We start from the raw sequence: 24,877 nt of genomic DNA on the forward strand, positions 1-24,877 counted from the left end.
GCCTGCGGACCGGGTAGCGTGCGGGCCGTGGTCGTGACGGATCCGGTTGATGCCCGCCTACTCGGTGTGGTCGCCGAAATGGGCAGGGCAGCGGTGCACGAGGTGGCCGCGAGGCTGGGCATGGACCCACGGGAAGTGGCCTCGCGGCTGGTCGCGCTGTCCGGAGCGGGCCTTCCCCTCCTCGTCGGCGTGGAATGCGACCCCAACGGCGTCCGCGCAGCGCTGTCCCGGATGCCCGCTCCCCCCAACTACGGCGTGCAGGGCACCCCCTCGGGCGTCTATCCGCCGCCCCCCGGACCCCAGAGCGGCGGCTACCAGCCCCAACAGGCGCCGTACCAGCCGCAGCAACAGCAGCAGAACTTCGCACACCCCCCGAGCGGCCCGTACCAGGTGCGCACCGGCCCACCCAGCCAGCCATTCCCCACCCCAGCGGGCCCACACAGCCAACCCATTCCCACGCCGTCCCCCCAGAACCAGCCCGCTCCCCCCGCGAACGAGCCGATCAGCACCTGGGGCCCACCCGGCAGCGCGTCTTGGGCGCGCGGCGACCAACCACCGGCCCTCGCCGTCGACCGCACCCAGCCGACGACGCGCATGAACACCCCCACCCGCCAGGGCAAGGTCGGCACCGCCCTGGAAACCTCGGGCCTGGAAGGCGAACGCCTGTCCGTCCAACTGGTCGAGGTAGTAGACCCCGCCGACTACCTCTTCACCGCCGCGGGCTACCGCCTCCAACCGGGCGAGCGGTCAATAGTGGTGCACACAGAACTGACCAACCGCGGCTCAGTCCCCTTCGGCACCCTGCCCGACCTGTACCTGGTCCTGGTCACCCCAGACGGCGAAACGATCTCCAAGGCCCCAGTGTCCCTGTCCTCGCGCCCCCCACACCGAATAGGCGTGGCCCCCGGCGAAACCGCGGGCGGACACACGGTCTACGTGGTCCCGGAAGACATCGAGGTCACCTCGGTCCGCTGGAGCCCCCGCCCGGACGAGGAATCCCTGACCCTCACCTGGACCGTAGAGAACTGACCAGGCCAGCCAGAGCCACGGAGAGACACACGCCCACCCACTAGCCAGGTGCTTGAAGGGGAAGGAAGCGGCGAACCCGCCGACCACACCGCTCCTGCCAGTGCCAGGCAGGAGCGGGACAGGACACGGGCCTACCTGCCAACCGGCACCCCATGCAGGGCGAACTATCCCCGGCCGAACAGCTTGCCCAGCCAGCCCTTCTTCGGCGGCGGAGTCTGGGCCTGGATAGGACTGGTCGGTGGTTCGCGGTCGTAGGCGACCTCACCCAGATCGCCGCTCACGCTCTCGTCCTCAGCCGGACCGCCCCCGATGACCTGAGGCGCGACCCCATCCACCAGGAACCCGCCTGCGTCCTCGTCCGGTCTATCCGTGCCGTTCATCCGCACCGCCTCTAGCCGTCGCCACGTCAAATCCAACTTAGCCGAGGATTCCCCCACGGACTCAGTAATCAGCGGCGAGCGTGTCCAGAGCGCCTGCGAGATCAGCCGGGTACTGGCTGGTGAACTCCACCCACCGGCCATCGTCAGGATGGTGAAATCCCAGCGTGCGCGCGTGCAGCCACTGCCGGGCCAAGCCGAGGCGCTTGGCCAGGGTCGGGTCCGCGCCATAGGTCAAGTCACCGACGCACGGGTGGCGCAGGGCGGAGAAGTGGACCCGGATCTGGTGCGTCCGCCCGGTCTCCAGCTTGACGTCCAGCAGCGACGCGGCCCGGAACGCCTCGATCGTCTCGTAGTGGGTGACGCTGGGTTTGCCGCCCGCGACGACCGCCCACCGGTAGTCGTGGCGGGGGTGCCGGTCGATGGGCGCGTCGATGGTGCCGACGCTCGGGTCCGGGTGGCCTTGGACGAGCGCGTGGTAGCGCTTCTCGACCGTGCGCTCTTTGAAGGCGCGCTTGAGCACGGTGTACGCGTACTCGCTCTTGGCCACGACCATGACCCCGGTGGTGCCGACGTCGAGGCGGTGGACCACGCCTTGGCGCTCGGCGGCTCCGGAGGTGGAGATCCGGATGCCCGCCGCGGCCAGGCCGCCGATGACCGTCGGCCCGGTCCACCCCGGGCTGGGGTGGGCGGCGACACCCACCGGCTTGTCCACCACGACCACGTCGTCGTCCTGGTGGATGACCTCCATGCCCTCGACGGCGATGGCGCGGACCTCGACCGGGCGGTCGGGCTCGGGGAGGGTGACCTCCAGCCAGGTCCCGGCGAGCAGCCGGTCGGATTTGCCCGCGGGCCTGCCGTCGACCAGGACGTCGCCGGACTCGGCGAGCGCCGCGACGATCGTGCGGGACAGGCCCAGCAGCTTGGACAGCCCGGCGTCGACGCGCATACCGTCGAGACCGTCGGGAACGGGAAGGGTGCGCGACTCACTCATGCGGCCACCTCACAAGATCGGTGGCCCCGCTCGCGGGCACACTGTGTCAACGATTCGCTCGAAAGCTCGCTCATGCGTCGTCTCCGGCCTTCTTGCTGGTGGTGCTGCCGTCGTAGTCGCGGCCCAGGATCGCCATCAGCACGATCAGGGCCCCGCCGACGGAGATGCCCGAGTCGGCGACGTTGAAGACCGGGAAGAAGTCGCCGTTGGGCGCGAAGACGGAGATGAAGTCGACCACGTGTCCCTGGAACACCGCGGGCGCGCGGAAGATCCGGTCGGTCAGGTTGCCCAGCGCGCCCGCGAGCACCAGGCCGAGGCCCAGCGCCCAGCCGGTCGAGCGCAGCTTGGGCATGATCCACACGATGGCGACGACGACACCGGCGGCGACCAGGGTGAACAGCCAGGTCATGCCGGTCGCCATGGAGAACGCGGCGCCCGCGTTGCGGACCAGTTGCAGGTAGACCGCGCCGCCGAGGATCCGGACCGGCGGCTCGCCCTCCAGCGTGGCGGTGGCGATGATCTTGGTGATCAGGTCCAGCGCGAACACCGCCATGGCCGTGGACAGCAGCAGCACGCCCCGCCGGGGTGGCGGCTCGGCCGCCGCCGCCTGCTCGGTCGCCGCGTGCTCGATCTCGGTGCCGCGGTCGTCGCCACGTTCTGTGCTCACCGGGCCATTGTCCATGGTGGCCGCGCGCGGTCGGTCAGGAGACCTCGCGCAGGAACGGCGGCAGGGGGCGCGGGTCGTTCGCGGGCGTCCACCGGCCGTCCACCAGGACGTAGTCGGCGGCGGGGCCGTCGGCCACCAGCGACCGCAGCGCGGCCACGAGCCGGTCGACGTGCTCGGCGGTGGTGCCGAGGCCGATGCTGACCCGCAGGGCCCGCTGCTCCCGCGCGCCCACGCGGCCCAGGAGCCTGCGGGTGGCGATGTGGGCGCAGAACGCGCCGTCGCGGACGCCGATGCCGTGCTCGGCCGACAAGACAGCGGCGGCCAGGCCTGCCTCGACGCCGTCGATGGTGAAGCTGACGACGCCGACCCGGTCGTGCTCGGGTCCGAACAGGCTCAGCCCGCGCAGGCCGGGCACCGTCGCCAGGCCCGAGCGCAGCCTGCGCAGCAGCGCGCGCTCGTGCTCGCCGATCGCGTCCCAGCCGTGCCGGGTGAGCGTCTCGCAGGCCACGGCGAGCGCGTGCGCGCCGACGACGTTGGGCGAGCCCGCCTCGTGCCGCTCGGGCACCTTCGACCAGGCCACGCCGAGCCGGTCGCCCCAGTCGACGACCTGGGCGGTCGCGCCGCCACCGACCAGGTAGGGGTCGGCCGCGTTGAGCCAGTCCGCGCGGCCGATCAGCGCGCCCGCGCCGAACGGGGCGTAGAGCTTGTGCCCGGAGAGCGCCACGTAGTCGACGTCGAGCGCGCGGATGTCGATCGGCCGGTGCGGGGCAAGCTGGGCGGCGTCGAGCACGACGCGGGCGCCGTGCCTGCGCGCGACCTCGGCCAGCGCGGCGACCGGCCAGATCTCGCCGGTGACGTTGGACGCCGCGGTGAGCACGACCAGGCGCGGCCCGACCGCGCAGCCGGAAAGCGCGGTGTCGAGGGCGAGCACCGCGTCGCCGGGGCTGGCCGGGGTCTCGATCCGGTGGACGCGGGGGCCGCGCCAGGGCAGCAGCGCGGCGTGGTGCTCGGTGTCGAACAGCACTACCGAGGTGTTCTTGGGCAGCGCCTTGGCCAGCAGGTTGAGGCTGTCGGTGGTGTTGCGGGTGAACACCACCGCGTCGCTCTGGCGGGCGCCGACGAAGTGGCGCAGCACCGCGCGGGCCTGCTCGTAGACCTTGGTGCTGACCTGCGAGGCGAAGCCCGCGCCGCGGTGGACGCTGGCGTACCAGGGCAGCAGCTCGTCCACCGCGTCGCGCACGGCCTCAAGACACGGCGCGCTGGCGGCGTGGTCGAGGTTGGCGTAGCCGACGCGGCGGCCGTCGACCAGCGGGACGGCGAGCCGCGCGCCGACCACCGGCGGCACGGCGACAGCGGCCGCGGCCAGGGCGGTCTCGGGCGTGCGGGTGACGGGAACAGCGAGCGTCATGGGGGCTGACCTCCAGGTCCGAGGGACCCGCGAGGGGTCCGCGCTTGCCCGTCCCGCACCACGCGGGAGGACCAGGTCCTCACCCGGGGCACCCCACCGCGGAAGGAGGGTTGCCGGCCAGCAAACCGGGGTTTGACGCTGGCACTCGTGACCTTGCCGAAGAACATAGCCGACGCGCTGCTCAGGATCGAGCGGCGGCCACCAGGTGAGAGCGGGCTCACTCGTCGCCGGTCTCGCCTTTCCAGCGGGCGTAGCGGCCTGCCCGGTCGACCGCGCGGATGCGGTTCTCGGTGGCCTCGCGGGCGTCCTGGGTGGTGACGACCAGGACCTGGTCGCCCACCTGCAGGCGGGTGTTGGGCCCCGGGGTGAACGCGCCGGTGGCCCGCGCGACCAGGCTCACCGTCGCGCCAACGGGCAGGCGCAGCTCGGACAGGTAGACGCCGTGCAGCTTCGAGCCCTGCGGGATCGTCACCTGCAGCAATTCGGCGTTGAGCTCGTCGAGGGTCGCCGCGTCGACCTCGACCTCCTTGGCGCGGGCCCCGGCGTCCAGCCCGAGCGCCTTGGCCAGCAGGCCAAGGGTGCTGCCCTGCACCAGGGTCAGCACGATCACCAGGACGAACACGGCGTCGACAAGCTGCTGCGCGCCGGGCACGCCCTGCGACAGCGGGATCATGGCCAGCACGATGGGCACCGCGCCGCGCAACCCGGCCCAGGACAGGAACACCTGTTCTCGCCAGGGGACGCGGAACGGCGTGACGGACAGCAGCACCGACAGCGGCCGGGCGACCAGCGTGATCACCGCCCCGGCCACCAGTCCGGGCACCAGCGCGTCGAGCAGCCGCGACGGCGACGCGAACAGTCCCAAGAGGACGAACAGGCCGATCTGCGCCAGCCAGCCCATCCCCTCGGCGAAGGACACGGTGTCCGACCGGTGCGGCAGCCGCGAGTTCCCCAGCACCAACCCGGCGATGTAGGTGGCGAGCAGCCCGGAGGCGTGCGCGACCTGCCCGCCCGCGAAGGCGAGCACGCACACCGCGACCGTGGCCAGCGGGTAGAGGCCGGTCGCCGGGAGCGCGGCCCGGCGCAGCGCGTGCGTGCCCAGCCAGCCGAGCCCCAGGCCGATCAGCGCGCCCGCGCCGAGTTGGTAGAGCATGGTCAGCGACAGGCCCCAGCCGATCGGGTCGGTCGAGGCCAGCAGCACGACGGCGATGTAGCTCGGCGCGTCGTTCATGCCGCTTTCCAGTTCCAGCGAGCCGACGAGCCGACGGGTGACCGAGAGCCTGCGCAGCACGCTGAACACCGCGGCCGCGTCGGTGGAGGCGAGCACCGCGCCCCACAGCAGCGCGAGCCGCCAGTCGAAGCCGAGAATCCAGTGCAGCCCGGCCGCGGTCAGCCCGACGCTGATCACGACCGCCACTGTGGACAGTGCGATTCCCGGCCACAGCGCGGGTTTCACCTCACCCCAGCGAGTGGTGAGACCACCCTCGGTGAGAATCATGACCAGGGCGGCCAAGCCGAGCGCCTGCGTCAGCTCGGCGTTCTCGAATTCGATGCCCAGGCCCGCTTCGCCGACCAGGACGCCGATCCCGAGGTAGAGCAGCAGCGAGGGCAGTCCAAGCCGGACGGACACCCGCACCGCGAGAACGGCCAGCAGGAGAACGGCCGCGCCGATGCCGAGCGCCAGGGTCAGGTCGTCCATCCCACCTCCCGGCAGCGCGGCGGCCCGCATGTGCAAGCGCCTGGTGTTGTGAGCGCATTGTCCCCTTACGACCGGGTCGCGGCGCACTCGACAAACTGGTCACGCGCAGGGTGAGGCAATAGTCACGGCTGGTCGCCGAGCAATCGGGCCAGCGTGCGCGCGGCATTCGGCGGCACCGGGTCCAGTTCGACCACCTTGTCCCTGCCCCGTTCCCCGGCCACGACGCGCACGTCTTGGCGCCGCGCGCCGAACGCGTCGGCGAGCGCGCGGCGGACCGCCTCGTTCGCCTTGCCCTCCACCGCGGGCGCGGCGACCGCCACCACGAGCGTGTCGCCGTCGCCGGGCCACCGACCGCCGACGGCGGCACGGCGCGCGCCCGGTTTCACCCGAATCCCGAACCGGAACGCCATCAGGAATCCGCCGATTCGGTCAGCAGCAGGCGCAGGACTTCGGCCACGTGCGCGCGGCGCGCCGCGGGTGACCGCGGCAGGGTTTCCGGCGCGCCCCGGGTCAGCTGCGCCTGTCCGAGGTAGACGGAGTACGCGATCACCGCGCGCCGCCTGGCCTGGGCGCGGCCGAACCCGTATTGGGCGAACTGGGTCGCGAGGTAGTCCACCCGCCGCTCGCCTGCCCGCGCGACGGCCGCCGCGACGAGTGGGTCGTTCAGCGAGGCCAGGAGCGCGAGTTCCACCTCCACCCCCTGTTCGGGGTGGAGCACGGCGCCGAAGAGGATGCGCAGTCGGTCGGCAGGTGTCTCACCCGCTTCGGCGAGGTCGATGACCGCCTCGGTGTGCTCGCGCTCCCACCGTTCGAGGGTGGCCTGCACCAGCGCGTCGCGGGTGGCGAAATGCCAGTAGACGCTGCCTTTCGTCGCGCCGACCCGCGCCGCGAGCGGTTCTACCGCTACCGCGGCAAGTCCGCCTTCCGCGAGCGCGGCAAGCGCGATCTCGGTCCAGTCCTCTCGGGTTCGACGCTGTGCTGCCACGAATCCGTACGCTAGCGTACGGCGCGAACCATACGGTTCCGTACGGAAGGTGACCTGACCTGATGATCGACAATCAGCATGAGCGCGCCCTGCCCGTGGCTCCCGCGCGCGTCGGACCGCTGCTGGACCGGATCGTGGGCGCGGACAGCCCGCTGTGGCCGGTCGACCACTGGCCGCCGATGCTGCTCGACGCCCCGCTCGGGGCGGGCGCGACCGGCGGGCACGGCCCGGTCGGCTACACCTGCACCGCCTACGAGCCGGGCAGGATGGCCGAGTTCACCTTCACCCCGGGCATCGGCCTGCGCGGGACGCACACCCTGCTCGTCCTCGATGGCCACTCGCCCGACTCGTGCGTCCTGCGCCATGTCCTGCGCGCCGAACCGCACGGCGCGGGCCGCGCCGGCTGGCCCGTGGCCATCCGGTGGCTGCACGACGCGCTGCTCGAAGACCTGCTCGACCGCGCGGCCACCGAGGTCGGCCACCCGCCCACCCGGCCCGCCCGGTGGTCCCCCTGGGTGCGGGTCCTGTACCGGATCGCCAACGCCCGCACCAAGGCGACGGCGTAAAAGACCCACAGGTCAGCGTCCCGACAGGCCCCTGTTTGGGGTAATCGTCCCTTCGACACCACTCGTAAGACTGAGCCTTCAGGACACGCAAAGTCACAGTACGCACACGACCGATCACGGGTTTAGCATGAGTCGACCGCAGCGCGCGGCGGTCGGCCCCCACCATCCCCGAATCGCCTTCCGAATCACCCATCGAAGGAGGTACCGGCTCGCTCCCGATCCCCGGGACCGCAGAGCAGGCATCCCCCATGTCCGCACACCATGTGAGCGCGGATTTCCCCGCGCCGCGCGTCTGGCATGCCGCCGAGGCCGGGGCGCGGGCGCTGCCCGCCGCCGCCCTGGCCGCCGTCACCGCGCTGCTCCGCCTGGCCGCGGGCGACACGCCCACCCAGGTAGGCGAAGGCAGGCATCTCGCCCAGGTCTTCGCGGTGGACGCCCTCGACCGCATGCTCGACCCGTTCGTCTCGTCCCTGGCCTGGCTCCAGATCGCCGCCTACACCACCGCGACCGACGCGTTCATCCGGCACGCCACCGCGCTCAGCGCGGTCCGCGAGCCGATGGTGATCGCCGCCGCCACCACCGGCGCGCTGCTGTGGCTGCTCGCCCGCCGGATGGGCCTGGCCCGCTGGACCGCCGCCGCGGCGGTCGCGATCACCGCGCTGTCGCCGCTGGCGCTGAACCTGCAACTCGCCGTGCGGCCGGAGAACGTGGCCGTGCCGTGGGCGCTGGCGGCGCTGGCGCTGCTGTGGACCCCGCACCGGCACCGCAGAATCACCCCCGACCTGTGGGCGACGGTGTTCCTGGTCGTCGCCGTGCTCACCGCGCCGGTCACCCTCGCCCTGGTCGGCACGGCCGCCCTGCTGGTGTGGCGGCGGGGGCGCAGGCGGCTCTCGCTCATGCTCGCCGCGCTGTTCAGCCTCGGCACCGGAATCGGACTGGGCGCCGGGGCGGCCGTGACCGCCTTCCGGGTCGCGTCCTACGGCCCCGGCCCCGGCGAGTGGCTGCGGCTGGACCCGCTGCTCGGCGCCGCCGCCGCGGCCGCCGCGCTCGGCGCCCTGCTCTCCTATCGGCTGCGGCCGCTCGCCCTCGGCGTGCTCACACTCGTCGTGCTCTCGGTCCTGCCCGGCGGACCCGACACCGGAGCCCTGGCGGTCGTGGTGGCGCCCGCCGCGCTGCTGGTGGCCGCCGTCGTCGAACGCGGCCTCACGCACGGCGGCCGGGCGGGCAAGCACACCAGGACCCGGCCGCTGCTGGCGCCGACCGCCGCGGTGGCGCTGACCGCCCTCGCGTTCGCCGTGCCCGCCTGGGTGAGCGGCCTGCGCGCCGCCGTCGACAGCCACACCGACCCGGTCGTCGCGGCCGCGGCGACGAGGTGGCTCAGCGAGAACCTGCCGACGACCCCGGTCGTCACCGACTCCGCCACCTGGGCCGAACTGGTGCGCGGCGGGCGGCTGCCCCAGGTGGTGCTCCTCCCGGACACCTGCACGCGGACCTGCGCGACGCGGTCCTGGCTGCTGGTCACCCCGACGCTGCGCACCGCACTGCCCTACCTGACCCCACTGGCCGAGGCGGCCGAGCACGCCGAGACCATCGCCGTCTTCGGCTCGGGCCCCGACCTCGTGGAGGTCCTGCGGCCCCCGGACGCCCAGGACGTCCCGCTCCTGACCGCCGCCCCGGAGCCCCCGGCCCCGCCGACGTCGCACCGCCTGCCGTCCCACCGGATAGACCCCGGCGTGCTGTCCACTCTGGCCGTCCTGCCCTGCGGCCGTCCGGTGCTGTCCGTTCCCGCCAACCAGTCGGAGACGGTCATCATCGCCGACGATCCGGTGATCGGCCCGCTCGACCAACCGGGACAGGCGATCCTGCACCCGGTCGGATTCCCGACCGGATGACCGCTCACTTCACAGCGGCCAAGAACTTCCCGGTCACTGTGACGGCGGGCGCCGCGGCTCCCGCGTCGGCGACGAGCACCGCGAACGCGAGATCGCCCCGGTATCCGGCGAACCAGCCGTGCGCCTGGGTCCCGTCGCCGAACTGGGCGGTTCCGGTCTTGCCCGCGACCGCGCCGTGCCCGCGCAGCGCGTCACCCCGGCCCGACCTGACCACCTCGCGCATCATCGCGCGCAGCGCCGTCACGGTCGCGCTGGACGGCCCCCGGTAGCCGGTCTTGACCACCGTCTCCACCCCGGTGAACAGCTTCGGCGTCACCGCGGAGCCCTTCGCGACGGTCGCGGTCATCAGCGCCAGGCCGAACGGGCTGACCTGCACGGTGCCCTGCCCGATGCTGTTCTCCACCTGCTGCGGGGTCCCGGTCGCGGGCCGCACCCGGCCGGTCTGCGTGGTCAGGCCCGGGATCTCGAAGTCGGCGGCCAGCCCGAACTGGGCGGCGGCGCGGGACAGCGAGTCCGGCGGCAGCTCTGCCGCCAACGCGGCGAACGTGGTGTTGCATGACTCGGCGAACGCGGTGCGCAGCGGCACCGGGCCCAGCTCGAAGTCGGCGTTCTTGATCGAGCGGGTGCCGATCGTCTGGGTTCCCGGGCAGGGCAGGACGGTGTCGACGGTCGCCTGGCCCGCGTCCAGCACGGCCGCCGCGGTGACGACCTTGAACGTCGAGCCCGGCGGGTAGAGGCCGTTGAGGGCGTCCGGCCGGTCCCCCGCCGCCGAGTTCTGCGCCACCGCGAGGATGCCGCCGGTCGAGGGCTGGATGGCCACCAGGTACGCCGGACCGGCCGCGCTGTCCACCGCCGCCTGCGCCGCCGCCTGGGTCCGCAGGCTCAGGGTCGACTTCATCGGCTCCACGGGCGCGGACGGGGTGCCGAAGAGGCTCTCGACCTCCTTGCCCGCCGCGTCGACCAGCGCGATCCGGGTGCCGCCGCTGTCGGCCTGCGGCGTGACGGTCCGCTGCAACGCGCCCGCGAGAAGCGGAGCCACCGCGGGGTCCACCGGTCGGGCGGTGGCGCCCTGCCAGGTCAGCAGCGGCTTGCCGTCCCGGTCGACCACGGCGTTGGGCTCGGTCGCGCTGACCAGCACGGCCAGCTGGGTGCCTTCGGTCAGCTTCGGGTGGATCACCGCGGGCGACCACTTCACCCGCCACCGCCCGTCGACCGTGACCACCGACAGCGTGTTCGAGTACGCCCACACCTGGCTGGAGGCGAACTTCCAGGACAAGGTGAACGTCTCGCTCACCTCGGTCGACCCGGCGGCGGGCGCGGTGAGCGCGCTCGCGGTGGCCTGCACCGACTGCGGGCGCAGCGCCGAGCCGACCTTGGTCAGCAGCGCCACCGCGGCGGGAGGGGCGTCGGTCAGGTCGGCCGCCGCCTGGAATCGCTGCGCGGACAGCGCGGCGAGGAACCTCTCGGCCACCTCAGTGGCGCCTAACGGCGCCTCGGTCTGCTGCGGTGTCTTCCCCGCCGCCGACGCCGACGACGTTGACGCCGCATCCCGCGGTACCAAGACGAACACCGACAACAAGACAATGGCGACTACCGCCAGACCGCCAACAGACAAGATCCAGCGTTTGCGCGTGGTGGACACGCCAGCCCCCAGAACTACCCCAGCACCCCCGACGCGCGACGATCGCGCTTGTCCCCACGATGCCAGGGGAGCGGCTTCCGCGACCAGAGATCCGCGAAAGCCGCTCCCATACCGTCACACTTTGCGCACAACCACCCGCACGTCGACGCCTTCGCCCACCGAGCCCGCGAAGCCTTCCGCCGTGCCGTACTCGACCGCGTCGGCCAGCGTCTCGCCCATCAGGAAGTCCCGGTGGGCCTCGGCGGCGGCGACCACGTCATCGGGCGCTTCCACGGTGACCGCGATCCGGTCGGACACGTCCAGCCCGGCGTCCCGCCGGGCCTGCTGCACGACCCGGACCAGGTCGCGGGCGACCCCCTCGGCGGCGAGTTCCGCGGTGACCCTGGTGTCGAGCACGACCAGCCCGGAGCTGCCCGGCAGCTCACCGGTCGCGCCCGCGTCGGTGGCCACGAGCCGCCGCTCGTACTCGCCGTCGAGCAGTTCGACGCCCGCCGCCACGACCGCGCCCTCGACGGTGGTCGACCACTCCCCCGCCTTGACGGCCTTGATCACCTTCTGCACGTCCCGGCCCAGGCGCGGCCCGCAGGCGCGGGCGTTGACCACCAGCTCGAAGCGCCCGTGCGCGGCCACGTCGGTGGTCAGTTCCACCGCCTTGACGTTGACCTCGTCGCGGATCAGGTCAATGAACGGCGCGAGCACGGCCGAGTCGGCCGCGGCGACCAGCAGGCTCGCCAGCGGCAGGCGCACCCGCAGCCGGTTCGCCTTGCGCAGCGCCAGCGCCGCCGAGCACACCTGCCGGACCCGGTCCATCCCCGCGACGAGTTCGTCGTCTGCGGGCAGCGCGTCCGCCTCGGGCCAGTCGGCCAGGTGCACTGACCGTCCGCCGGTAAGACCCCGCCAGACCGACTCGGCGGTAAGCGGCAACAACGGCGCGGTCAGCCGGGACACGATCTCCAGCACGGTGTGCAGAGTGTCGATCGCGTCGGTGTCACCGGACCAGAACCGGTCGCGCGACCGGCGGACATACCAGTTGGTCAGCACCTCCAGGTACTCGCGCACCGACTGGCACGCGCCGGAGATGTCGTAGGCGTCCAGCGCCGCGGTGACCGACTCGACCAGCTGCCGCGTCTTGGCGAGCGCGTACCGGTCGAGCACGTGCGGCGAGTCCGTCCGCCAGACACCGTCCTTGCCTTCGGCGTTCGCGTAGAGGGCGAGGAAGTACCACGAGTTCCACAGCGGCAGCACCGCCTGCCGCACGGCGTCGCGGATTCCGCGCTCGGTGACCACGAGGTCGCCGCCGCGCAGGATCGGGCTGGCCATGAGGAACCAGCGCATGGCGTCGGAGCCGTCCCGGTCGAACACCTCGTTGACGTCCGGGTAGTTCTTGCGCGACTTGGACATCTTCTGCCCGTCGTCGCCCAGGACGATGCCGTGCGCCACGCAGTTGACGAACGCGGGCCGGTCGAACAGGGCCGTCGCCAGCACGTGCATCGTGTAGAACCAGCCGCGCGTCTGGCCGTTGTACTCCACGATGAAGTCGCCCGGGTAGTGGTCCTCGAACCACTCGCGGTTCTCGAACGGGTAGTGAACCTGGGCGAAGGACATCGACCCCGACTCGAACCAGCAGTCGAGCACCTCCGGCACCCGGCGCATCGTGGACGCGCCGGTCGGGTCGTCCGGGTTGGGCCGGGTCAGCTCATCGATGGTGGGCCGGTGCAGATCGGTCGGCCGCACGCCGAAGTCGCGCTCAAGCTCGTCGAGCGAGCCGTAGACGTCCACCCGCGGGTACTCCGGGTTGTCCGACACCCACACCGGGATCGGCGAGCCCCAGAACCGGTTGCGGGAGATGTTCCAGTCCCGCGCGTTCTCCAGCCACTTGCCGAACTGGCCGTCCCTGATGTGGCCGGGCACCCAGTTGATCTGCTGGTTCAGCTCGACCATCCGGTCCTTGAACCGGCTCACCGCCACGAACCACGACGACACCGCCCGCTGGATGAGCGCGTTGTCGCAGCGCCAGCAGTGCGGGTACGGGTGGTCGTAGGTCTCGTGCCGCAGCAGCAGCCCGAGTTCCTTGAGGTCGCGGATGATCGGCTTGTTCGCCTCGAACACCTGCGTGCCCGCATACGGCGGCACTTCGCCGGTGAAGCGGCCGTGCGCGTCGACCGGCACCACGACCTCGATGCCCGCCGCGTCGGTGACGGCCTTGTCGTCCTCACCGAAGGCGGGGGCGATGTGCACGACGCCCGTGCCGTCCTCGGTGGTGACGTAGTCGGCGGGCAGGATCTGGTGGGCGTTCTCGCGGCCGACGAAGAAGTCGAACGGCGGCAGGTACCGGGTCCCGAGCAGGTCGGCGCCCTTGTAGCGGCCCACGACCGGCGCGTCCTCCCCGAGTTCGCGGGCGTACGCGCCGACCCGGGCCTCGGCCAGCAGGTAGCGCCGATCGCCGGACTCCACCACGACGTAGTCGACCTCGGGGTGCACCGCGGCGGCGAGGTTCGACGGCAGCGTCCACGGGGTCGTGGTCCAGACCAGGGCGTGCACGCCGTCGAGGTCGGTTCCCGGCGCCACCAGCCGCAGGCCCACCGTGACCGCGGGGTCCTGCCGGTCGCGGTAGGTGTCGTCCATTTTGGTCTCGGTGTTCGACAGCGGCGTCTCGCAGCGCCAGCAGTACCACAGGACCCGGAAGCCCTCGTAGACCAAGCCCTTGTCGTGCAACGACTTGAAGGCCCACATGACGGACTCCATGTAGTCCAGGTCGAGGGTCTTGTAGTCGTTGTCGAAGTCGACCCAGCGCGCCTGGCGGGTCACGTAGTCGCGCCACTGGTCGGTGTAGCGCAAGACCGAGGTGCGGCACGCCTCGTTGAACTTCTCGATGCCGAACGCCTCGATCTCGCTCTTCGAGGAGAACCCAAGCTGCTTCTCGGCCTCCACCTCGGCGGGCAGGCCGTGGGTGTCCCACCCGAACCGGCGCTCGACGTGGCGGCCGCGCATGGTCTGATAGCGCGGAACGACGTCCTTGACGTAGCCGGTGAGCAGATGGCCGTAGTGCGGCAAGCCGTTGGCGAACGGCGGCCCGTCGTAGAAGACGAACTCGTTGTCGCCGTTGTCGCCCGCCGGGCGCGCGTCCACAGTGGCTTGGAAAGTGCGGTCGGCCGCCCAGTAGTCCAGCACGGCGGCTTCGAGCGCGGGGAAGGACGGCTGGGCAGGCACGGTCTGCGCGTCACCGGTGCCGACATGTGCCCTGGGGTAACCCATGGGTGGTGCTCCTCGTACGGATCGGTCGGACCCACACGGGGACGACTCGCGCGGGCATTCCGTGCCCTCGCGTGCCGCGGTACCACCCCGCTTGCCACCGGCGTGCCGGTGACCTCTCTCGGCCGGCTGTCACGGGCCGGTCCCGTCCGGTTCTACTGGGGCTCGCGCCCGTTCTTCCGGAGGCTCCCCGGTGATGGCCGGATCGACGCCTGTGCCCTCAAGGGTAACGCGTCCCCGCAACCGATATGCCGGAGGTGACCTCCCAGCACCGCTCGGCCGCGGCGCGGATCAACAGGTACAGCACCGCGGCGTTGCAGACGTGCCAGGCGAAGTGCGTGCCCACCGGGAATCCGCCGCACACCGGCCCGTCGATGGTCCGCAAGGTCAACGAGACCGCGAACAGCGCGGCCACTACCCCGAACCTGGTCGCGTGCGCGCGAAGACCCCGCAGGTAAAGCAAGACCGCGAACACGACCATTCCCACAAGAGCGGGCAGGTAAGTGCCGCCGCCGAAGACAAGGTTCACCAGCGCCGCGAACGCCACGAACGCGGGCGCGCCCAGCCACGCCAGCCGCCAGGGCAGCCCCAGGAACCAGCGCGGGAACACCACCACGTAGGTCAGCATGAACAGCAAGATCGGCCCGACGTCCAACGCGGCGGCCCACGTCGTGGCGACGGTGTGGAAGGTGAAGCTGCCCACCCCGATCGCGATCAGCAGGACGACGAGCGCCACCACGCTCGCGGGCGCACCCCGCCGGGCCACCTGGCGGTAGGCGACGACGGCGGCCACGAGGAACGCCACGTTCGTCAGGGCGTTGACCGGCTCGGACCAGAAGTCCGGCCCGGTGCGCTCGCAATACGCGTCGACCGGCATATCCGCCACCCTGGCCGTCCAGGATGAACGCAGGGCGACCCGCACCCGGTGACACTTGTCACCGACCTGCGGCCTGTGACCTTGCCGATACCGGCCTGTCGATCAGCTCGCGCCCGGCCGAGGCTGCTTTGCCGCCCGACTTTCCCGGTGCTTGGCGGCGAGCACGGCGTCCGGTGTGCACAGTCCGCAGGGAGTGAAGCCAAGCTGCCTGGCCTCGGACACCGGCAGGATCAGCGACTGGCGACCTGCCAGCCAATTACACCCGGTGAGGTGATACCTCGGGCGCTCATCGAGAACACGGACATCCGCGGTGAGTTCCGAGATCACCAGCAAGTCGGCGGCGTCGGTCGCCTCTTCGGCAGGCTCGTCTGCCGGATCAGCGGACACGGGCTCCTCGGGCGCCACCGGAGTGGGAGCGGGCGGTTCGACCGCGGTCGGCGGCTCCGGCTCGTCCGGTTTCGCCGCCTCGGCCGCCGCCGCACGACGGCGATTGCCCAACCAGTCGAGAAGCAGGATCGCGGCGGCCACCAGCGAGATGACGACCGAGACCCACGCCCACAGCGTGTTGGCCGTGGTGAGAGCGGCGATCAGCAGCCCGAAGGCCGCGAGCACCAGCAACAAGACGATTAGCAGCACCATGTGCCCCGTCTGCCTGGGCGAGCCGCCTCAGCGTCCCCGCGGACACACTCGTCCGCGCGACGACGACCCGCCCGGCTACCGGTCAGCCCGCTTCGGCCCGCGGGCCGAACGAGTAGCCGCTCTGCTGGCCTGCCCCACGACCGCCCTCGGTGCTCGGCGCGGCCGAACCCCGGTCGCCGAGTTCGCGCAGGCTGGACTCCAGGAAGGTCTTGAGCCGGGTCCGGTACTCCCGCTCGAACGTGCGCAACTCGTCGATCTTCTTCTCCAGCGTGGTGCGCTCTTGCTGCACCGCGCCGATGATCTCGGTGTGCTGCCGCTGGGCGTCGCGCTCGAGGGTGGTGGCCTTCTCCCTGGCCTGCCGCTCCAGGGTCTCCGCCCGGGTGCGCGCGTCGTTCAGCATGGTCTCGGCCCGCGTGCGCGCCTCGTTGACCATGGTGTCGGACTTCGACCGCGCCTCGGAGAGCAGCTGCTCGGACTTGGTCCGGGCCTCCGCCAGCATCCCGTCGGCCTCGGCCTTCGCCTCGCCGGTGAGCCGGTCGGCCATCTCCTGTGCGAGCCCCAACACCTTGGCGGCCTGCACATGGTGATCGCCGCTGCTACCCGGGCTGGTCTGCTCCAACGAGCTGGGCGGCGGGACGGGCGTCAAGCGGCGCGGCTCCTCCACCTGCCGGGCAGGAGCGACCGAGGGGCCGCCGCCGGACCGGGCGTCGTCGAGGTCAGCGCGCGCCGACTCAAGCTGCGAGTCGAGCTGCTCGACCTGCGCACGCAGGTCGTTGTTCTCCTCGATCAGGCGGGACAACTCCACCTCGACCAAGTCGAGGAACGCGTCCACCTCGTCCTCGTTGTAGCCCCGCTTGCCAATGGGAGGCTTGCTGAACGCGACGTTGTGCACGTCAGCGGGGGTCAACGACATCTGATCACCTCACGCACTCCAGGGCTGCAGGTACCCAGGTTCCCGACTACCCGGGATAGGCCAGCCGCATCAGAATGAATACGACCAACAGCAGCACCATAATCGATAGGTCCAGGCCCACGCCTCCGATCCGGATCGTCGGGATGAGCCGACGGACCAGACGTACCGGAGGATCGGTCACTGTGTAGATGGTCTCCAGCGTTACCGCAACCCCACCCGCGGGCCGCCATTCTCGGGCGAACGTGCGGACGAGCTCCACCACGACACGCGCGGTGAGCAACAGCCAGAAGGCGAACAACACCCAATAGACGGCAAGTAGCACTGGTTGCACAGCTCAACTCTGCCATCACTCAGCTTCGGGTGGCGAACCCGCCCTCCGCCAACCGCCGCTTGTCCTCCGCGGTCGGGTCGACATTGGGCGGTGAGATCAAGAACACCTTGTTGGTGACCTTGTCCATAGAACCACGCAGCGCGAACGCTAGCCCGGCCGCGAAGTCGACCAGACGCCGGGCGTCCGCGTCGTCCATCTCGGTCAGGTTCATGATCACCGGACGACCGTCGCGATAGTGCTCGCCGATCGTCCTGGCCTCGACATAGCTGCTCGGGTGCAGGGTCACGACCCGGCCGAGCGGGTAGCTCGCCGGGGTCGGCTGCTCCGCCTGCCGAAGCCGAGACGCCGGGTCACGGCGTGCGTCCATCGCAAGGGCTCCATGGGTAGGGGCGTCCGCGGGCGGGGCCCAGGTGGTGGGCCTCGCGCGGCCGCGCTCGGCGGGCTCGTAGTCGTCGATCTCGTCCCGGTAGCCCGCACGCTGGCTACCGAACCAGCGGCGCCTGCCGCTGCCATAGTCGTCGAACTCGTCGTCGGGCAAGTACTCCGGGCGGTGGCGATAGCCACGTCGGTCGTACTCGTCGGCGTCGTAGTCGTCGAGTTCCTCTGCCGGGACCATTCCGAAGTAGGCCTTCAGCTTCTGCAGCGTACTCATGGCGTTCCTCCGCGACTCCCCAAGCGTGGTCCCACGTGCGTCGACTACCACATCCCCGCACGTCTCAACCGTCGCTCCGGGGATCTTGCCTCCCGGAACCTTGCTAGGGGGAGGCTAGCCCGCGCCCCCCGAGCAGAGCGGTTCCGACACGCACGCATGTCGACCCATAGTCGATCGCTATCTCGAGATCGTTACTCATGCCGCACGACAGTTCCCGAGCAGCGGGATAGTGCTCCCGAAGCCGTTGAGCGGCACTTGCTAGACGTGCGAAGGCAGCGGAAGGTTCCATCCCGAGGGGGGCGACAGCCATGATCCCCCGGAGTCGAAGATCACTCGATCGAATGACCACATCGGCAAGTCCGCCAAGATCGTCCAGCGGGCAGCCGCCGCGCGCGGGGTCGCCGTCGACGCTGGCCTGCAGAAGGACGTCGAGCGGCCCGGTCCGCTCGCCGGACTCCCTGGCCGAGGACACCGCGCGCGCGAGCGCTTCGGCGAGGCGGGTGGAGTCGACCGACTGGACCTCGGCGGCCCAGCGGATCACCGAGCGGGCCTTGTTCCGCTGCAACCGGCCGACCATGTGCCAGCGGACAGCGGACTCCGGCCGCAGCCCGGCCACCGCCGCCGCCTTCGGACCCGCCTCTTGCTCCCGGTTCTCGGCCAGGTCCAGCACGCCGAGGTCGGCGAGCACGGCGGCGTCCTCCGCCGGAAAAGTCTTGGTGACCGCGAGCAGCCTGACCTCGGCCGGGTCGCGGTCCGCGCGGGCGCAGGCGGCGGCGATCCGGGCGCGAACCTCGGCGAGGTTGGCCGCGATCTCCGCGGCCCGATCGGCGGGAGGGGTCACCGGTTCGCTCACCGGTTCTCGCCCTGATCAACCCAGGTGATCGCGGCCAATCGCCCAGTGGTCCCTTCCCTGCGGTGACTGAACAGCGACCGTTCCTCGTTCGTGCACCGCGGGTCGATCCCGATCCGGGAGACCCCAGCGTCGGCGAGTTGGCGCCACAGACCGGCGCGCAGATCGATGCCCGGGGTGCCCTTCCGGGTTCGGCAAGCGCTGCCGGGCAGGTGTCGCTCCACATCGGTCTGCATGGCCTGCGGCACCTCGTAGCACTCGCCGCACACCGAGGGGCCGAGCAACACCTCGACGCGGGCGACGTCCGCGCCCGCCTCCTTCATCGCGGCGAGCGCAGCGGGCACCACCCCGACCCGAGCGCCGACGCGGCCCGCGTGGACGGCACCGACGACACCTGCCTCGGGGTCGGCGAGCAGGACCGGGACACAGTCGGCGACCAAGACGACCAGAGCGAGTCCTGGCACGGCGGTCACGACCGCGTCGGTGGCCTCCAGCGGAGCCTCCCTCGGCCCGTCGACCACCGCGGCGGTGCGGCCGTGGACCTGCTCCATCCACACCAGCCGGTCATGGTCGAGACCGAGTTCCTCGGCGAGGCGCGCACGGTTGGCCGCGACGGCCGCGGGGTCGTCCCCCACGTGATCGCCGAGGTTGAACGACTCATAGGGGGCCGAGGAAACCCCGCCGTCGCGTGTGGTGATCACCCGGCGAATCCGCAACCTGCACTCCTCAACGAGCTTCGGGAGCCTGTCCGGCTCCAACTTAGTGCCTATAGACGACCGCGAACCCCGGCGGGGAGCGCCGGGGTTCGCGGTGGTCGCAAGGCCGGGATATCGCTACCGGCGCATGAACGGGGGCACGTCCACCTCGTCGTCCGGGTCCTCGGTCACCGGCACGGCGCGGTGCGGCAGGTTGCCCCGCACGCTCGGCAGCGACTGCCCCGCACTCGACGGCGGAGCCGAGGACGTCGGCTGGTACCCGCTCGACGGCCGCGCGTGCTGGTAGCCGTCGCTCTGCGGCTGGGCTTCCTGCTGCGCGGGCTGCTGCTGGTAGGCGGGCGGCTGCTGGTACGTGGGCTGCGGCTGCGCGGGCGGCGCCGGACGCTCGACCGGCGGCGGCGGCGCCTGCCGCTGTGGCTGCTCGGGCTGCGCCTGGGTTGTCGAACCGCCCACCTGGCCCGCCTGCGCGGACACCGTGGTGTTGCGGGAGCCGAACCCGGTCGGGTCGAGCTTCTTGTGGGTCGGGCCGCCGCTGTCGAATCCCGCCGCGATGACGGTGACTCTGACCTCGTCGCCGAGCGAGTCGTCGATGACGGTGCCGAAGATGATGTTCGCCTCCGGGTGCGCGGACTCCTGCACCAGCGACGCGGACTCGTTGATCTCGAACAGGCCGAGGTCGGACCCACCGGCGATCGCCAGCAGCACGCCGTGCGCGCCGTCCATGGACGCTTCCAGCAGCGGGGAGTTGATCGCCTTCTCCGCCGCCTGCACCGCGCGGCCCTCACCCCGCGCCGAGCCGATGCCCATGAGCGCGCTACCCGCGCCCGACATGACGCTCTTGACGTCGGCGAAGTCCAGGTTGATCAGACCGGGGGTGGTGATCAGGTCGGTGATGCCCTGGACACCGGAGAGCAGCACCTCGTCCGCCGAGCGGAACGCGTCCATCAGGCTCACACCGACGTCGCCGAGCTGCAGCAGCCGGTCGTTGGGGATCACGATGAGCGTGTCGCACTCGTTGCGCAGCTCGGTGATGCCGTCCTCGGCCTGCTTGGCGCGCCGCTTCCCCTCGAAGGAGAAGGGCCGGGTGACCACACCGATGGTGAGCGCGCCGAGCTTGCGGGCGATCGAGGCCACCACGGGCGCGCCGCCGGTGCCGGTGCCACCGCCCTCGCCCGCGGTCACGAAGACCATGTCGGCCCCCTTGAGGACCTCCTCGATCTCCTCCCGGTGATCCTCGGCGGCCCGGTGGCCGACCTCGGGGTTGGCGCCCGCGCCAAGACCACGGGTCAACTCCCGGCCGATGTCGAGCTTGACGTCCGCGTCGGACATCAGCAGCGCCTGCGCGTCAGTGTTCACCGCGATGAACTCGACGCCCTTGAGGCCGACCTCGATCATGCGGTTGACGGCGTTCACGCCGCCGCCACCGATGCCGACGACCTTTATCACGGCGAGGTAGTTGTGCGGGGGCGTCATCGAAGCCGCCTTCCTTTTCGTGGTCCTGCGGTGTGCTCTGGCCCTGGACCCTCGACCTCAACCAGAGAGTGAGAGTTATGTCAACCCCGGACCTGCAAGGAAGGTAGGCATACGGAGAGCCACGATCCAGCCGCCACGCCGTAAGCGGGCTCCATTGTTCGTCACCGTGCTGTCCACCGGGGGTGAAGATCGGCTCTGCGGGGGCTGGCTCTCGGGGGTTGGCTCGATGGGGTGGAGTGGTTTCTCCGGGGCCCCTACGAAGGAAGATCCCGTCGCGGGAAAGACGGGTGGGGTGCCTTCGGCCCCACGACCACGGCGAGTTCAGGGATCTTCCTTCACCCCCGAAGAAACCACTCCACCCCATCGAGCACCTGGCGAGCGTAGGTGCGGCCTGGGCAGAAGGCGAGTGTCCTGCTCCGCTCCCGCCGAGCATCTGGCGAGCCTCGGGCGCGACCTGGCAGGTGCTCGGGTGGACGACTCCGGCTCCCCGCCGCCCCCACGACAAAGCCCGCCCGCCCTGGGGGACCGTCCCTGATCCATCCTATCGCCGCAGGTCAGCGCGCGAAAGAGGAGCAGCGACGCCTGTGGATAACTCGCGATCACGGCCGCAAAGTCCCGGGCGAGGCGAGCTCACCTTCGCGGGCAGTGGCCCAGCGCTGGTGCTAAGAGACAGCCGGGAAGTCCGGGGCGGTGACGTCGTAGGTCTTGCCGGGGCGGGTGAGCAGTGGGCCCAGGACGGCGGCTTTGCGCTGGGAGTGTTCCGGGTTGCCCCACTTGATCAGCCTGCCGTCGGTCAGGGTGAGGCGGATGTTGCCGGGGCTCTGCGCGGAGACCGCCGCGATCTGCCCGGACAGCGGTGATGGGAGCGCCGCGAGGACGGTGGTGGCGGCCCTGGCCGACTGCTCGTTCGCCGCCTCCAGGATCGGCAGGCCGGGTGGGGCGGCTTTGTGGACGCTGTAGTCCGTGCCGCCGCCGTCGAGCAGGTGGGCGCCGTCGGGGCCGATGACGACCGCGACCGGGGTTCGCTCGGTCACCTCGATCTCGATTGTGGCCGGGAACGACCTGCGCACCTCGACCGAGCCCACCCGGGGCAGTTGTCGGACGCGGTCGGCGATTTCCTCGGTGTCCAGCACCAGCAGTGGGCTGCCGGGTTCGATGGCCGCCGCCGCGCGGACCTCGTCGGGGGTCAGGTCCTTCGCGCCGATCACGTCTACCGAACGGGCGCCGAAGGCCGAGGTGAAGAACACGATGTAGAGCACGGTGAGCACGGACAGCAGTGAGCCGAGCACGGTCCACCGGCGGACGAGGTAGCGGCGCCGCAGGGGTGGCTTGCGCCGCGCGGACGATCGCGGTGGCCTGCGTCTTGGCCGTTCCCCCGTCCGACCGGGGACCGTGCTGGTCATTCCTGGCCTGCCCGCCGTTCCAGTTCGGCGAGCACCTCGGGGCCGAGCATGGTCACGTCGCCCGCGCCCATGGTCAGCACCAGGTCGCCCTCGGCGATCAGGTCGGCCACGAGCGCGGGGACCTTGTCGAACGAGGGCTCGTAGTGCACGCGGTCCCCGGGCAGCGGCACGGTGTCGGCGACGAGCGCGCCGCTGACCCCGGGCCGCGGTTCCTCGCGGGCGCCGAACACGTCGAGCACCACGACCTCGTCGGCAAGGCCGAGGGCCGCGCCGAACTCCGCGGCGAACGTCTCGGTGCGCGAGTACATGTGCGGCTGGAAGATCACCACGATCCGGCCGCCAGCCGCCGCTGGGCGCACCGCGCGCAGTTGCGCGGCCACCTCGGTCGGGTGGTGGGCGTAGTCGTCGTAGAGCCGCACGCCAGCGGCGTTGCCCTTGAACTCGAAGCGCCTGCGGACCCCGCCGAACGCGGCGATGCCCGCGCCCAGCTCGGCCAGCGGCGCGCCCAGCTCAAGGCCCGCGAGCAGGGCGGCGAGCGCGTTGCCCGCCATGTGCTCGCCGGGAACCGCGACACCGAGTTCGATCTCCTGGCCGGACAGCGACACCCGGGCCAGCCCGCCGCCGTCCGCGGGCCGGTAGTCCAAGAGGGTCGCGTCGGACTCCGCCGTCGCGGCCCGGCCGTAGCGGCGGACGCGGATGCCCTTGGCCTCGGCCCGCTCGGCGAGCGCGGCCGCCCCCGGGTCGTCGGCACAGGCGATGAGCACCCCGTCGGGCTCGACGCGGTCGAGGAACGCGTCGAACACCGACACGTACGCCTCGACCGTGCCGTGGTGGTCGAGGTGGTCGGCCTCGACGTTGGTCACCACCGCGACCGACGGGCAGAACACCAGGAACGACCCGTCGCTCTCGTCCGCCTCGGCGACGAAGATGCCGCCGCTGCCGTGGTGGGCGTTGGCACCGGAGTCGTTGAGGTCGCCGCCGATGGCGAACGACGGGTCGAGCCTGCACCGCTGGAGCGCCACGGTCAGCATGGACGTGGTCGACGTCTTGCCGTGGGTGCCCGCGATGCAGGCGACCCGCTGGCCTTCCATCAGCTCGGCAAGCGCCTGCGAGCGGTGCAGCACCGGCAGGCCGCGCCGCTTCGCCTCCGCCAACTCGGGGTTGCTTTCCTTGATCGCGGTAGACACCACGACCGCTGTCGGCCCGTCGGGCAGCAGGTCGAGGTTCGCCGGGGCCTGCCCGACCACGACCTTCGCGCCTTGGGCCCGCAGCGTCAGGAACGCACGGGCCTCCTTCGCGTCCGATCCCGAGACGGCCTTGCCGCGCGCGAGCAGGATGCGGGCGATGCCGCTCATGCCCGCGCCGCCGATGCCGATCAGGTGCGCGCGGTCGAGCAGGCCGGTCACGACAGGCCCTTGTCGATGGCGTCGAGGACCATGCGGGCGAGCACGTCGGCGGCCTCCCGGTGGCCGGTGCCCTGCGCGGTGGCGCTCATGCCAGCCAGCCGGGCAGGGTCGGTGAGCATCGGGATCACCAGCTCGGCGACCTTCTGCGGGGTCAGCTCGTCGTCGGGCACCAGCAGCGCGCCGCCCGCGGCCACGACCGGCTGCGCGTTGAGGGCCTGCTCGCCGTTGCCGATCGGCAGCGGCACGTACACCGCGGGCAGGCCGACGGCGGACACCTCCGCGACGGTCATCGCCCCGCAGCGGCACAGCGCGGCGTCCGCGGCGGCGTACGCGAGGTCCATCCGCTCCAGGTAGGGCACCGCCACGTAAGCGGGCGCGCCCGGGACCTGTTGCACGGCGAGGGTGTTCTTGGGCCCGTGCGCGTGCAGCACGCCGATGCCCGCGTCGGCCAGCGCCCGCGCCGCGCCGGAGACCGCGGTGTTGATCGTCCGCGCCCCCTGGGAGCCGCCGAAGACCAGCAGGGTCGGGGCGTCGGGGGCGAGGCCGAAGTACTCCCGCGCCTGCGCGCGCAGCGCGGCCCGGTTCAGGTTGATGATCGACTCGCGCAGCGGGATGCCGACGACCTCGGCGTTGGGCAGGCCGGAGTCGGGGGTGGCGACCGCGACCCTGGTCGCGAAGCGGGCGCCCACCTTGTTGGCCAGGCCGACCTTCGCGTTCGAGTCGTGCACCACGATCGGCAGCCTGCCGCGCGCGGCGAGGTAGGCGGGGAGGGCGACGTAGCCGCCGAAGCCGACCACGACGTCCGCGCCGACCCGGTCGAGCACGTCGCGGGTGGTCTTCACCGCCGCGCGGACCTTGAGCGGGAGCTTGAGCAGGTCGACGTTCGGCTTACGCGGCATGGGGACCGGCGGGATCATCTCCAGCGGATAGCCGCGGGCTGGGACGATGGTCTTCTCCAGGCCGCGCTCCGTCCCGAGCGCGACCACGCGGGCGTCCGGGCGCAGGCGCATGACCGCGTCGGCGAGCGCGAGGGCGGGCTCGATGTGCCCCGCCGTGCCACCCCCCGCGATGACCACGCACGGACCCTGGCGGGTCGCCTCACTCCG

23 protein-coding genes and 1 riboswitch are annotated in these 24,877 nt (G+C 71.7%); of the genes, 3 read left to right on the plus strand and 20 right to left on the minus strand.

Annotated features, from left to right (window positions below):
• Positions 1-27: 27 nt before the first annotated feature.
• Positions 28-1,029, plus strand: coding sequence for an AsnC family protein (locus BLS56_RS04170; RefSeq protein WP_091448793.1), 1,002 nt, complete (start codon positions 28-30; stop codon positions 1,027-1,029).
• A gap of 164 nt (positions 1,030-1,193) precedes the next feature.
• On the opposite strand, the gene BLS56_RS04175 is transcribed toward BLS56_RS04170, so the two are convergent.
• The 7 genes from BLS56_RS04175 to BLS56_RS04205 form a co-directional block, all read right to left on the minus strand.
• The gene (locus BLS56_RS04175) at positions 1,194-1,409 is read right to left on the minus strand and encodes a hypothetical protein (protein ID WP_091448260.1); all 216 of its coding nucleotides are present in this window, start codon (positions 1,407-1,409) and stop codon (positions 1,194-1,196) included.
• A 61-nt stretch (positions 1,410-1,470) separates the two neighbouring features.
• Positions 1,471-2,400 (minus strand): RluA family pseudouridine synthase, encoded by a 930-nt coding sequence (locus BLS56_RS04180; protein ID WP_091448262.1) that lies wholly within the window; start codon positions 2,398-2,400, stop codon positions 1,471-1,473.
• Between the two features lie 70 nt (positions 2,401-2,470).
• A complete protein-coding gene (gene lspA / locus BLS56_RS04185; protein WP_091448264.1) occupies positions 2,471-3,082 on the minus strand; it encodes a signal peptidase II in 612 nt (203 codons plus the stop codon).
• A gap of 19 nt (positions 3,083-3,101) precedes the next feature.
• Positions 3,102-4,475: an aminotransferase class V-fold PLP-dependent enzyme gene (locus tag BLS56_RS04190; RefSeq protein ID WP_091448266.1), complete on the minus strand. Its 1,374-nt coding sequence runs from the start codon at positions 4,473-4,475 to the stop codon at positions 3,102-3,104.
• A gap of 35 nt (positions 4,476-4,510) precedes the next feature.
• A riboswitch (SAM riboswitch) is annotated at positions 4,511-4,628 on the minus strand.
• A 64-nt stretch (positions 4,629-4,692) separates the two neighbouring features.
• Positions 4,693-6,174, minus strand: coding sequence for a potassium/proton antiporter (locus BLS56_RS04195; protein WP_091448268.1), 1,482 nt, complete (start codon positions 6,172-6,174; stop codon positions 4,693-4,695).
• Positions 6,175-6,296: 122 nt separating this feature from the next.
• Complete coding sequence (locus BLS56_RS04200; RefSeq protein WP_091448269.1) at positions 6,297-6,584, minus strand: DUF167 domain-containing protein; 288 nt, start codon at positions 6,582-6,584, stop codon at positions 6,297-6,299.
• Positions 6,584-7,159: a TetR/AcrR family transcriptional regulator gene (locus BLS56_RS04205; protein ID WP_091448271.1), complete on the minus strand. Its 576-nt coding sequence runs from the start codon at positions 7,157-7,159 to the stop codon at positions 6,584-6,586. Before BLS56_RS04205 ends, BLS56_RS04200 begins: the two co-directional genes overlap by 1 nt.
• 62 nt (positions 7,160-7,221) lie before the next feature.
• On the opposite strand from BLS56_RS04205, the gene BLS56_RS04210 reads away from it, so the two are divergent.
• Both BLS56_RS04210 and BLS56_RS04215 read left to right on the plus strand, forming a co-directional pair.
• Positions 7,222-7,725, plus strand: coding sequence for a hypothetical protein (locus BLS56_RS04210; RefSeq protein WP_091448272.1), 504 nt, complete (start codon positions 7,222-7,224; stop codon positions 7,723-7,725).
• Between the two features lie 248 nt (positions 7,726-7,973).
• A complete protein-coding gene (locus BLS56_RS04215) occupies positions 7,974-9,617 on the plus strand; it encodes a glycosyltransferase family 39 protein (protein ID WP_139190507.1) in 1,644 nt (547 codons plus the stop codon).
• Positions 9,618-9,621: 4 nt separating this feature from the next.
• On the opposite strand, the gene BLS56_RS04220 is transcribed toward BLS56_RS04215, so the two are convergent.
• From BLS56_RS04220 to murG, 13 genes are all read right to left on the minus strand, one after another.
• Positions 9,622-11,088: a penicillin-binding transpeptidase domain-containing protein gene (locus tag BLS56_RS04220; protein ID WP_228771338.1), complete on the minus strand. Its 1,467-nt coding sequence runs from the start codon at positions 11,086-11,088 to the stop codon at positions 9,622-9,624.
• Between the two features lie 285 nt (positions 11,089-11,373).
• Positions 11,374-14,514, minus strand: coding sequence for an isoleucine--tRNA ligase (gene ileS / locus BLS56_RS04225; protein WP_091448276.1), 3,141 nt, complete (start codon positions 14,512-14,514; stop codon positions 11,374-11,376).
• 217 nt (positions 14,515-14,731) lie between these two features.
• Entirely contained in the window at positions 14,732-15,388 is a 657-nt protein-coding gene (locus BLS56_RS04230) for a ceramidase domain-containing protein (protein WP_091448277.1), read from the minus strand.
• A gap of 102 nt (positions 15,389-15,490) precedes the next feature.
• Positions 15,491-16,027: a hypothetical protein gene (locus BLS56_RS04235; protein WP_324187492.1), complete on the minus strand. Its 537-nt coding sequence runs from the start codon at positions 16,025-16,027 to the stop codon at positions 15,491-15,493.
• Positions 16,028-16,109: 82 nt separating this feature from the next.
• Positions 16,110-16,940: a DivIVA-like cell division protein Wag31 gene (gene wag31 / locus BLS56_RS04240; protein ID WP_091448279.1), complete on the minus strand. Its 831-nt coding sequence runs from the start codon at positions 16,938-16,940 to the stop codon at positions 16,110-16,112.
• 46 nt (positions 16,941-16,986) lie between these two features.
• On the minus strand, positions 16,987-17,262 hold the full coding sequence (locus BLS56_RS04245) for a YggT family protein (RefSeq protein WP_091448281.1): 276 nt from the start codon (positions 17,260-17,262) through the stop codon (positions 16,987-16,989).
• A gap of 28 nt (positions 17,263-17,290) precedes the next feature.
• On the minus strand, positions 17,291-17,923 hold the full coding sequence (locus BLS56_RS04250; protein ID WP_091448283.1) for a cell division protein SepF: 633 nt from the start codon (positions 17,921-17,923) through the stop codon (positions 17,291-17,293).
• Between the two features lie 103 nt (positions 17,924-18,026).
• The gene (locus tag BLS56_RS04255) at positions 18,027-18,776 is read right to left on the minus strand and encodes a YggS family pyridoxal phosphate-dependent enzyme (RefSeq protein WP_228771339.1); all 750 of its coding nucleotides are present in this window, start codon (positions 18,774-18,776) and stop codon (positions 18,027-18,029) included.
• Positions 18,773-19,489 carry a peptidoglycan editing factor PgeF gene (gene pgeF, locus BLS56_RS04260; RefSeq protein WP_091448284.1) on the minus strand — a complete coding sequence of 239 codons (717 nt, stop codon included), beginning with the start codon at positions 19,487-19,489 and terminating at the stop codon, positions 18,773-18,775. The genes BLS56_RS04255 and pgeF overlap by 4 nt, the downstream gene beginning before the upstream one ends.
• Before the next feature lie 117 nt (positions 19,490-19,606).
• Positions 19,607-20,962 carry a cell division protein FtsZ gene (gene ftsZ / locus BLS56_RS04265; RefSeq protein WP_091448286.1) on the minus strand — a complete coding sequence of 452 codons (1,356 nt, stop codon included), beginning with the start codon at positions 20,960-20,962 and terminating at the stop codon, positions 19,607-19,609.
• 662 nt (positions 20,963-21,624) lie between these two features.
• Positions 21,625-22,365, minus strand: a complete 741-nt coding sequence (locus BLS56_RS04270; protein ID WP_091448288.1) for a cell division protein FtsQ/DivIB — start codon at positions 22,363-22,365, stop codon at positions 21,625-21,627.
• Complete coding sequence (gene murC, locus BLS56_RS04275; RefSeq protein WP_228771388.1) at positions 22,362-23,720, minus strand: UDP-N-acetylmuramate--L-alanine ligase; 1,359 nt, start codon at positions 23,718-23,720, stop codon at positions 22,362-22,364. Before murC ends, BLS56_RS04270 begins: the two co-directional genes overlap by 4 nt.
• A gap of 47 nt (positions 23,721-23,767) precedes the next feature.
• Positions 23,768-24,847, minus strand: coding sequence for an undecaprenyldiphospho-muramoylpentapeptide beta-N-acetylglucosaminyltransferase (gene murG, locus BLS56_RS04280; RefSeq protein WP_175482652.1), 1,080 nt, complete (start codon positions 24,845-24,847; stop codon positions 23,768-23,770).
• Between the last annotated feature and the right edge of the window lie 30 nt (positions 24,848-24,877).

This window comes from Actinokineospora iranica (genome assembly GCF_900101685.1).
In the GTDB taxonomy this organism is placed as follows: domain Bacteria; phylum Actinomycetota; class Actinomycetes; order Mycobacteriales; family Pseudonocardiaceae; genus Actinokineospora; species Actinokineospora iranica.

Excerpts from the sequence above, each read along its gene's own strand:
- ileS (WP_091448276.1), bottom strand. The coding sequence starts at position 14,514 with ATGGGTTACCCCAGGGCACATGTCGGCACCGGTGACGCGCAGACCGTG.
- BLS56_RS04270 (WP_091448288.1), bottom strand. The coding sequence starts at position 22,365 with ATGACCAGCACGGTCCCCGGTCGGACGGGGGAACGGCCAAGACGCAGG.
- ftsZ (WP_091448286.1), bottom strand. The coding sequence starts at position 20,962 with ATGACGCCCCCGCACAACTACCTCGCCGTGATAAAGGTCGTCGGCATC.
- BLS56_RS04200 (WP_091448269.1), bottom strand. The coding sequence starts at position 6,584 with ATGGCGTTCCGGTTCGGGATTCGGGTGAAACCGGGCGCGCGCCGTGCC.
- BLS56_RS04180 (WP_091448262.1), bottom strand. The coding sequence starts at position 2,400 with ATGAGTGAGTCGCGCACCCTTCCCGTTCCCGACGGTCTCGACGGTATG.
- BLS56_RS04195 (WP_091448268.1), bottom strand. The coding sequence starts at position 6,174 with ATGGACGACCTGACCCTGGCGCTCGGCATCGGCGCGGCCGTTCTCCTG.
- wag31 (WP_091448279.1), bottom strand. The coding sequence starts at position 16,940 with ATGTCGTTGACCCCCGCTGACGTGCACAACGTCGCGTTCAGCAAGCCT.
- BLS56_RS04210 (WP_091448272.1), top strand. The coding sequence starts at position 7,222 with ATGATCGACAATCAGCATGAGCGCGCCCTGCCCGTGGCTCCCGCGCGC.
- BLS56_RS04235 (WP_324187492.1), bottom strand. The coding sequence starts at position 16,027 with ATGGTGCTGCTAATCGTCTTGTTGCTGGTGCTCGCGGCCTTCGGGCTG.
- BLS56_RS04175 (WP_091448260.1), bottom strand. The coding sequence starts at position 1,409 with ATGAACGGCACGGATAGACCGGACGAGGACGCAGGCGGGTTCCTGGTG.
- BLS56_RS04230 (WP_091448277.1), bottom strand. The coding sequence starts at position 15,388 with ATGCCGGTCGACGCGTATTGCGAGCGCACCGGGCCGGACTTCTGGTCC.
- BLS56_RS04215 (WP_139190507.1), top strand. The coding sequence starts at position 7,974 with ATGTCCGCACACCATGTGAGCGCGGATTTCCCCGCGCCGCGCGTCTGG.
- BLS56_RS04250 (WP_091448283.1), bottom strand. The coding sequence starts at position 17,923 with ATGAGTACGCTGCAGAAGCTGAAGGCCTACTTCGGAATGGTCCCGGCA.
- murC (WP_228771388.1), bottom strand. The coding sequence starts at position 23,720 with ATGAGCGGCATCGCCCGCATCCTGCTCGCGCGCGGCAAGGCCGTCTCG.
- lspA (WP_091448264.1), bottom strand. The coding sequence starts at position 3,082 with ATGGACAATGGCCCGGTGAGCACAGAACGTGGCGACGACCGCGGCACC.
- BLS56_RS04190 (WP_091448266.1), bottom strand. The coding sequence starts at position 4,475 with ATGACGCTCGCTGTTCCCGTCACCCGCACGCCCGAGACCGCCCTGGCC.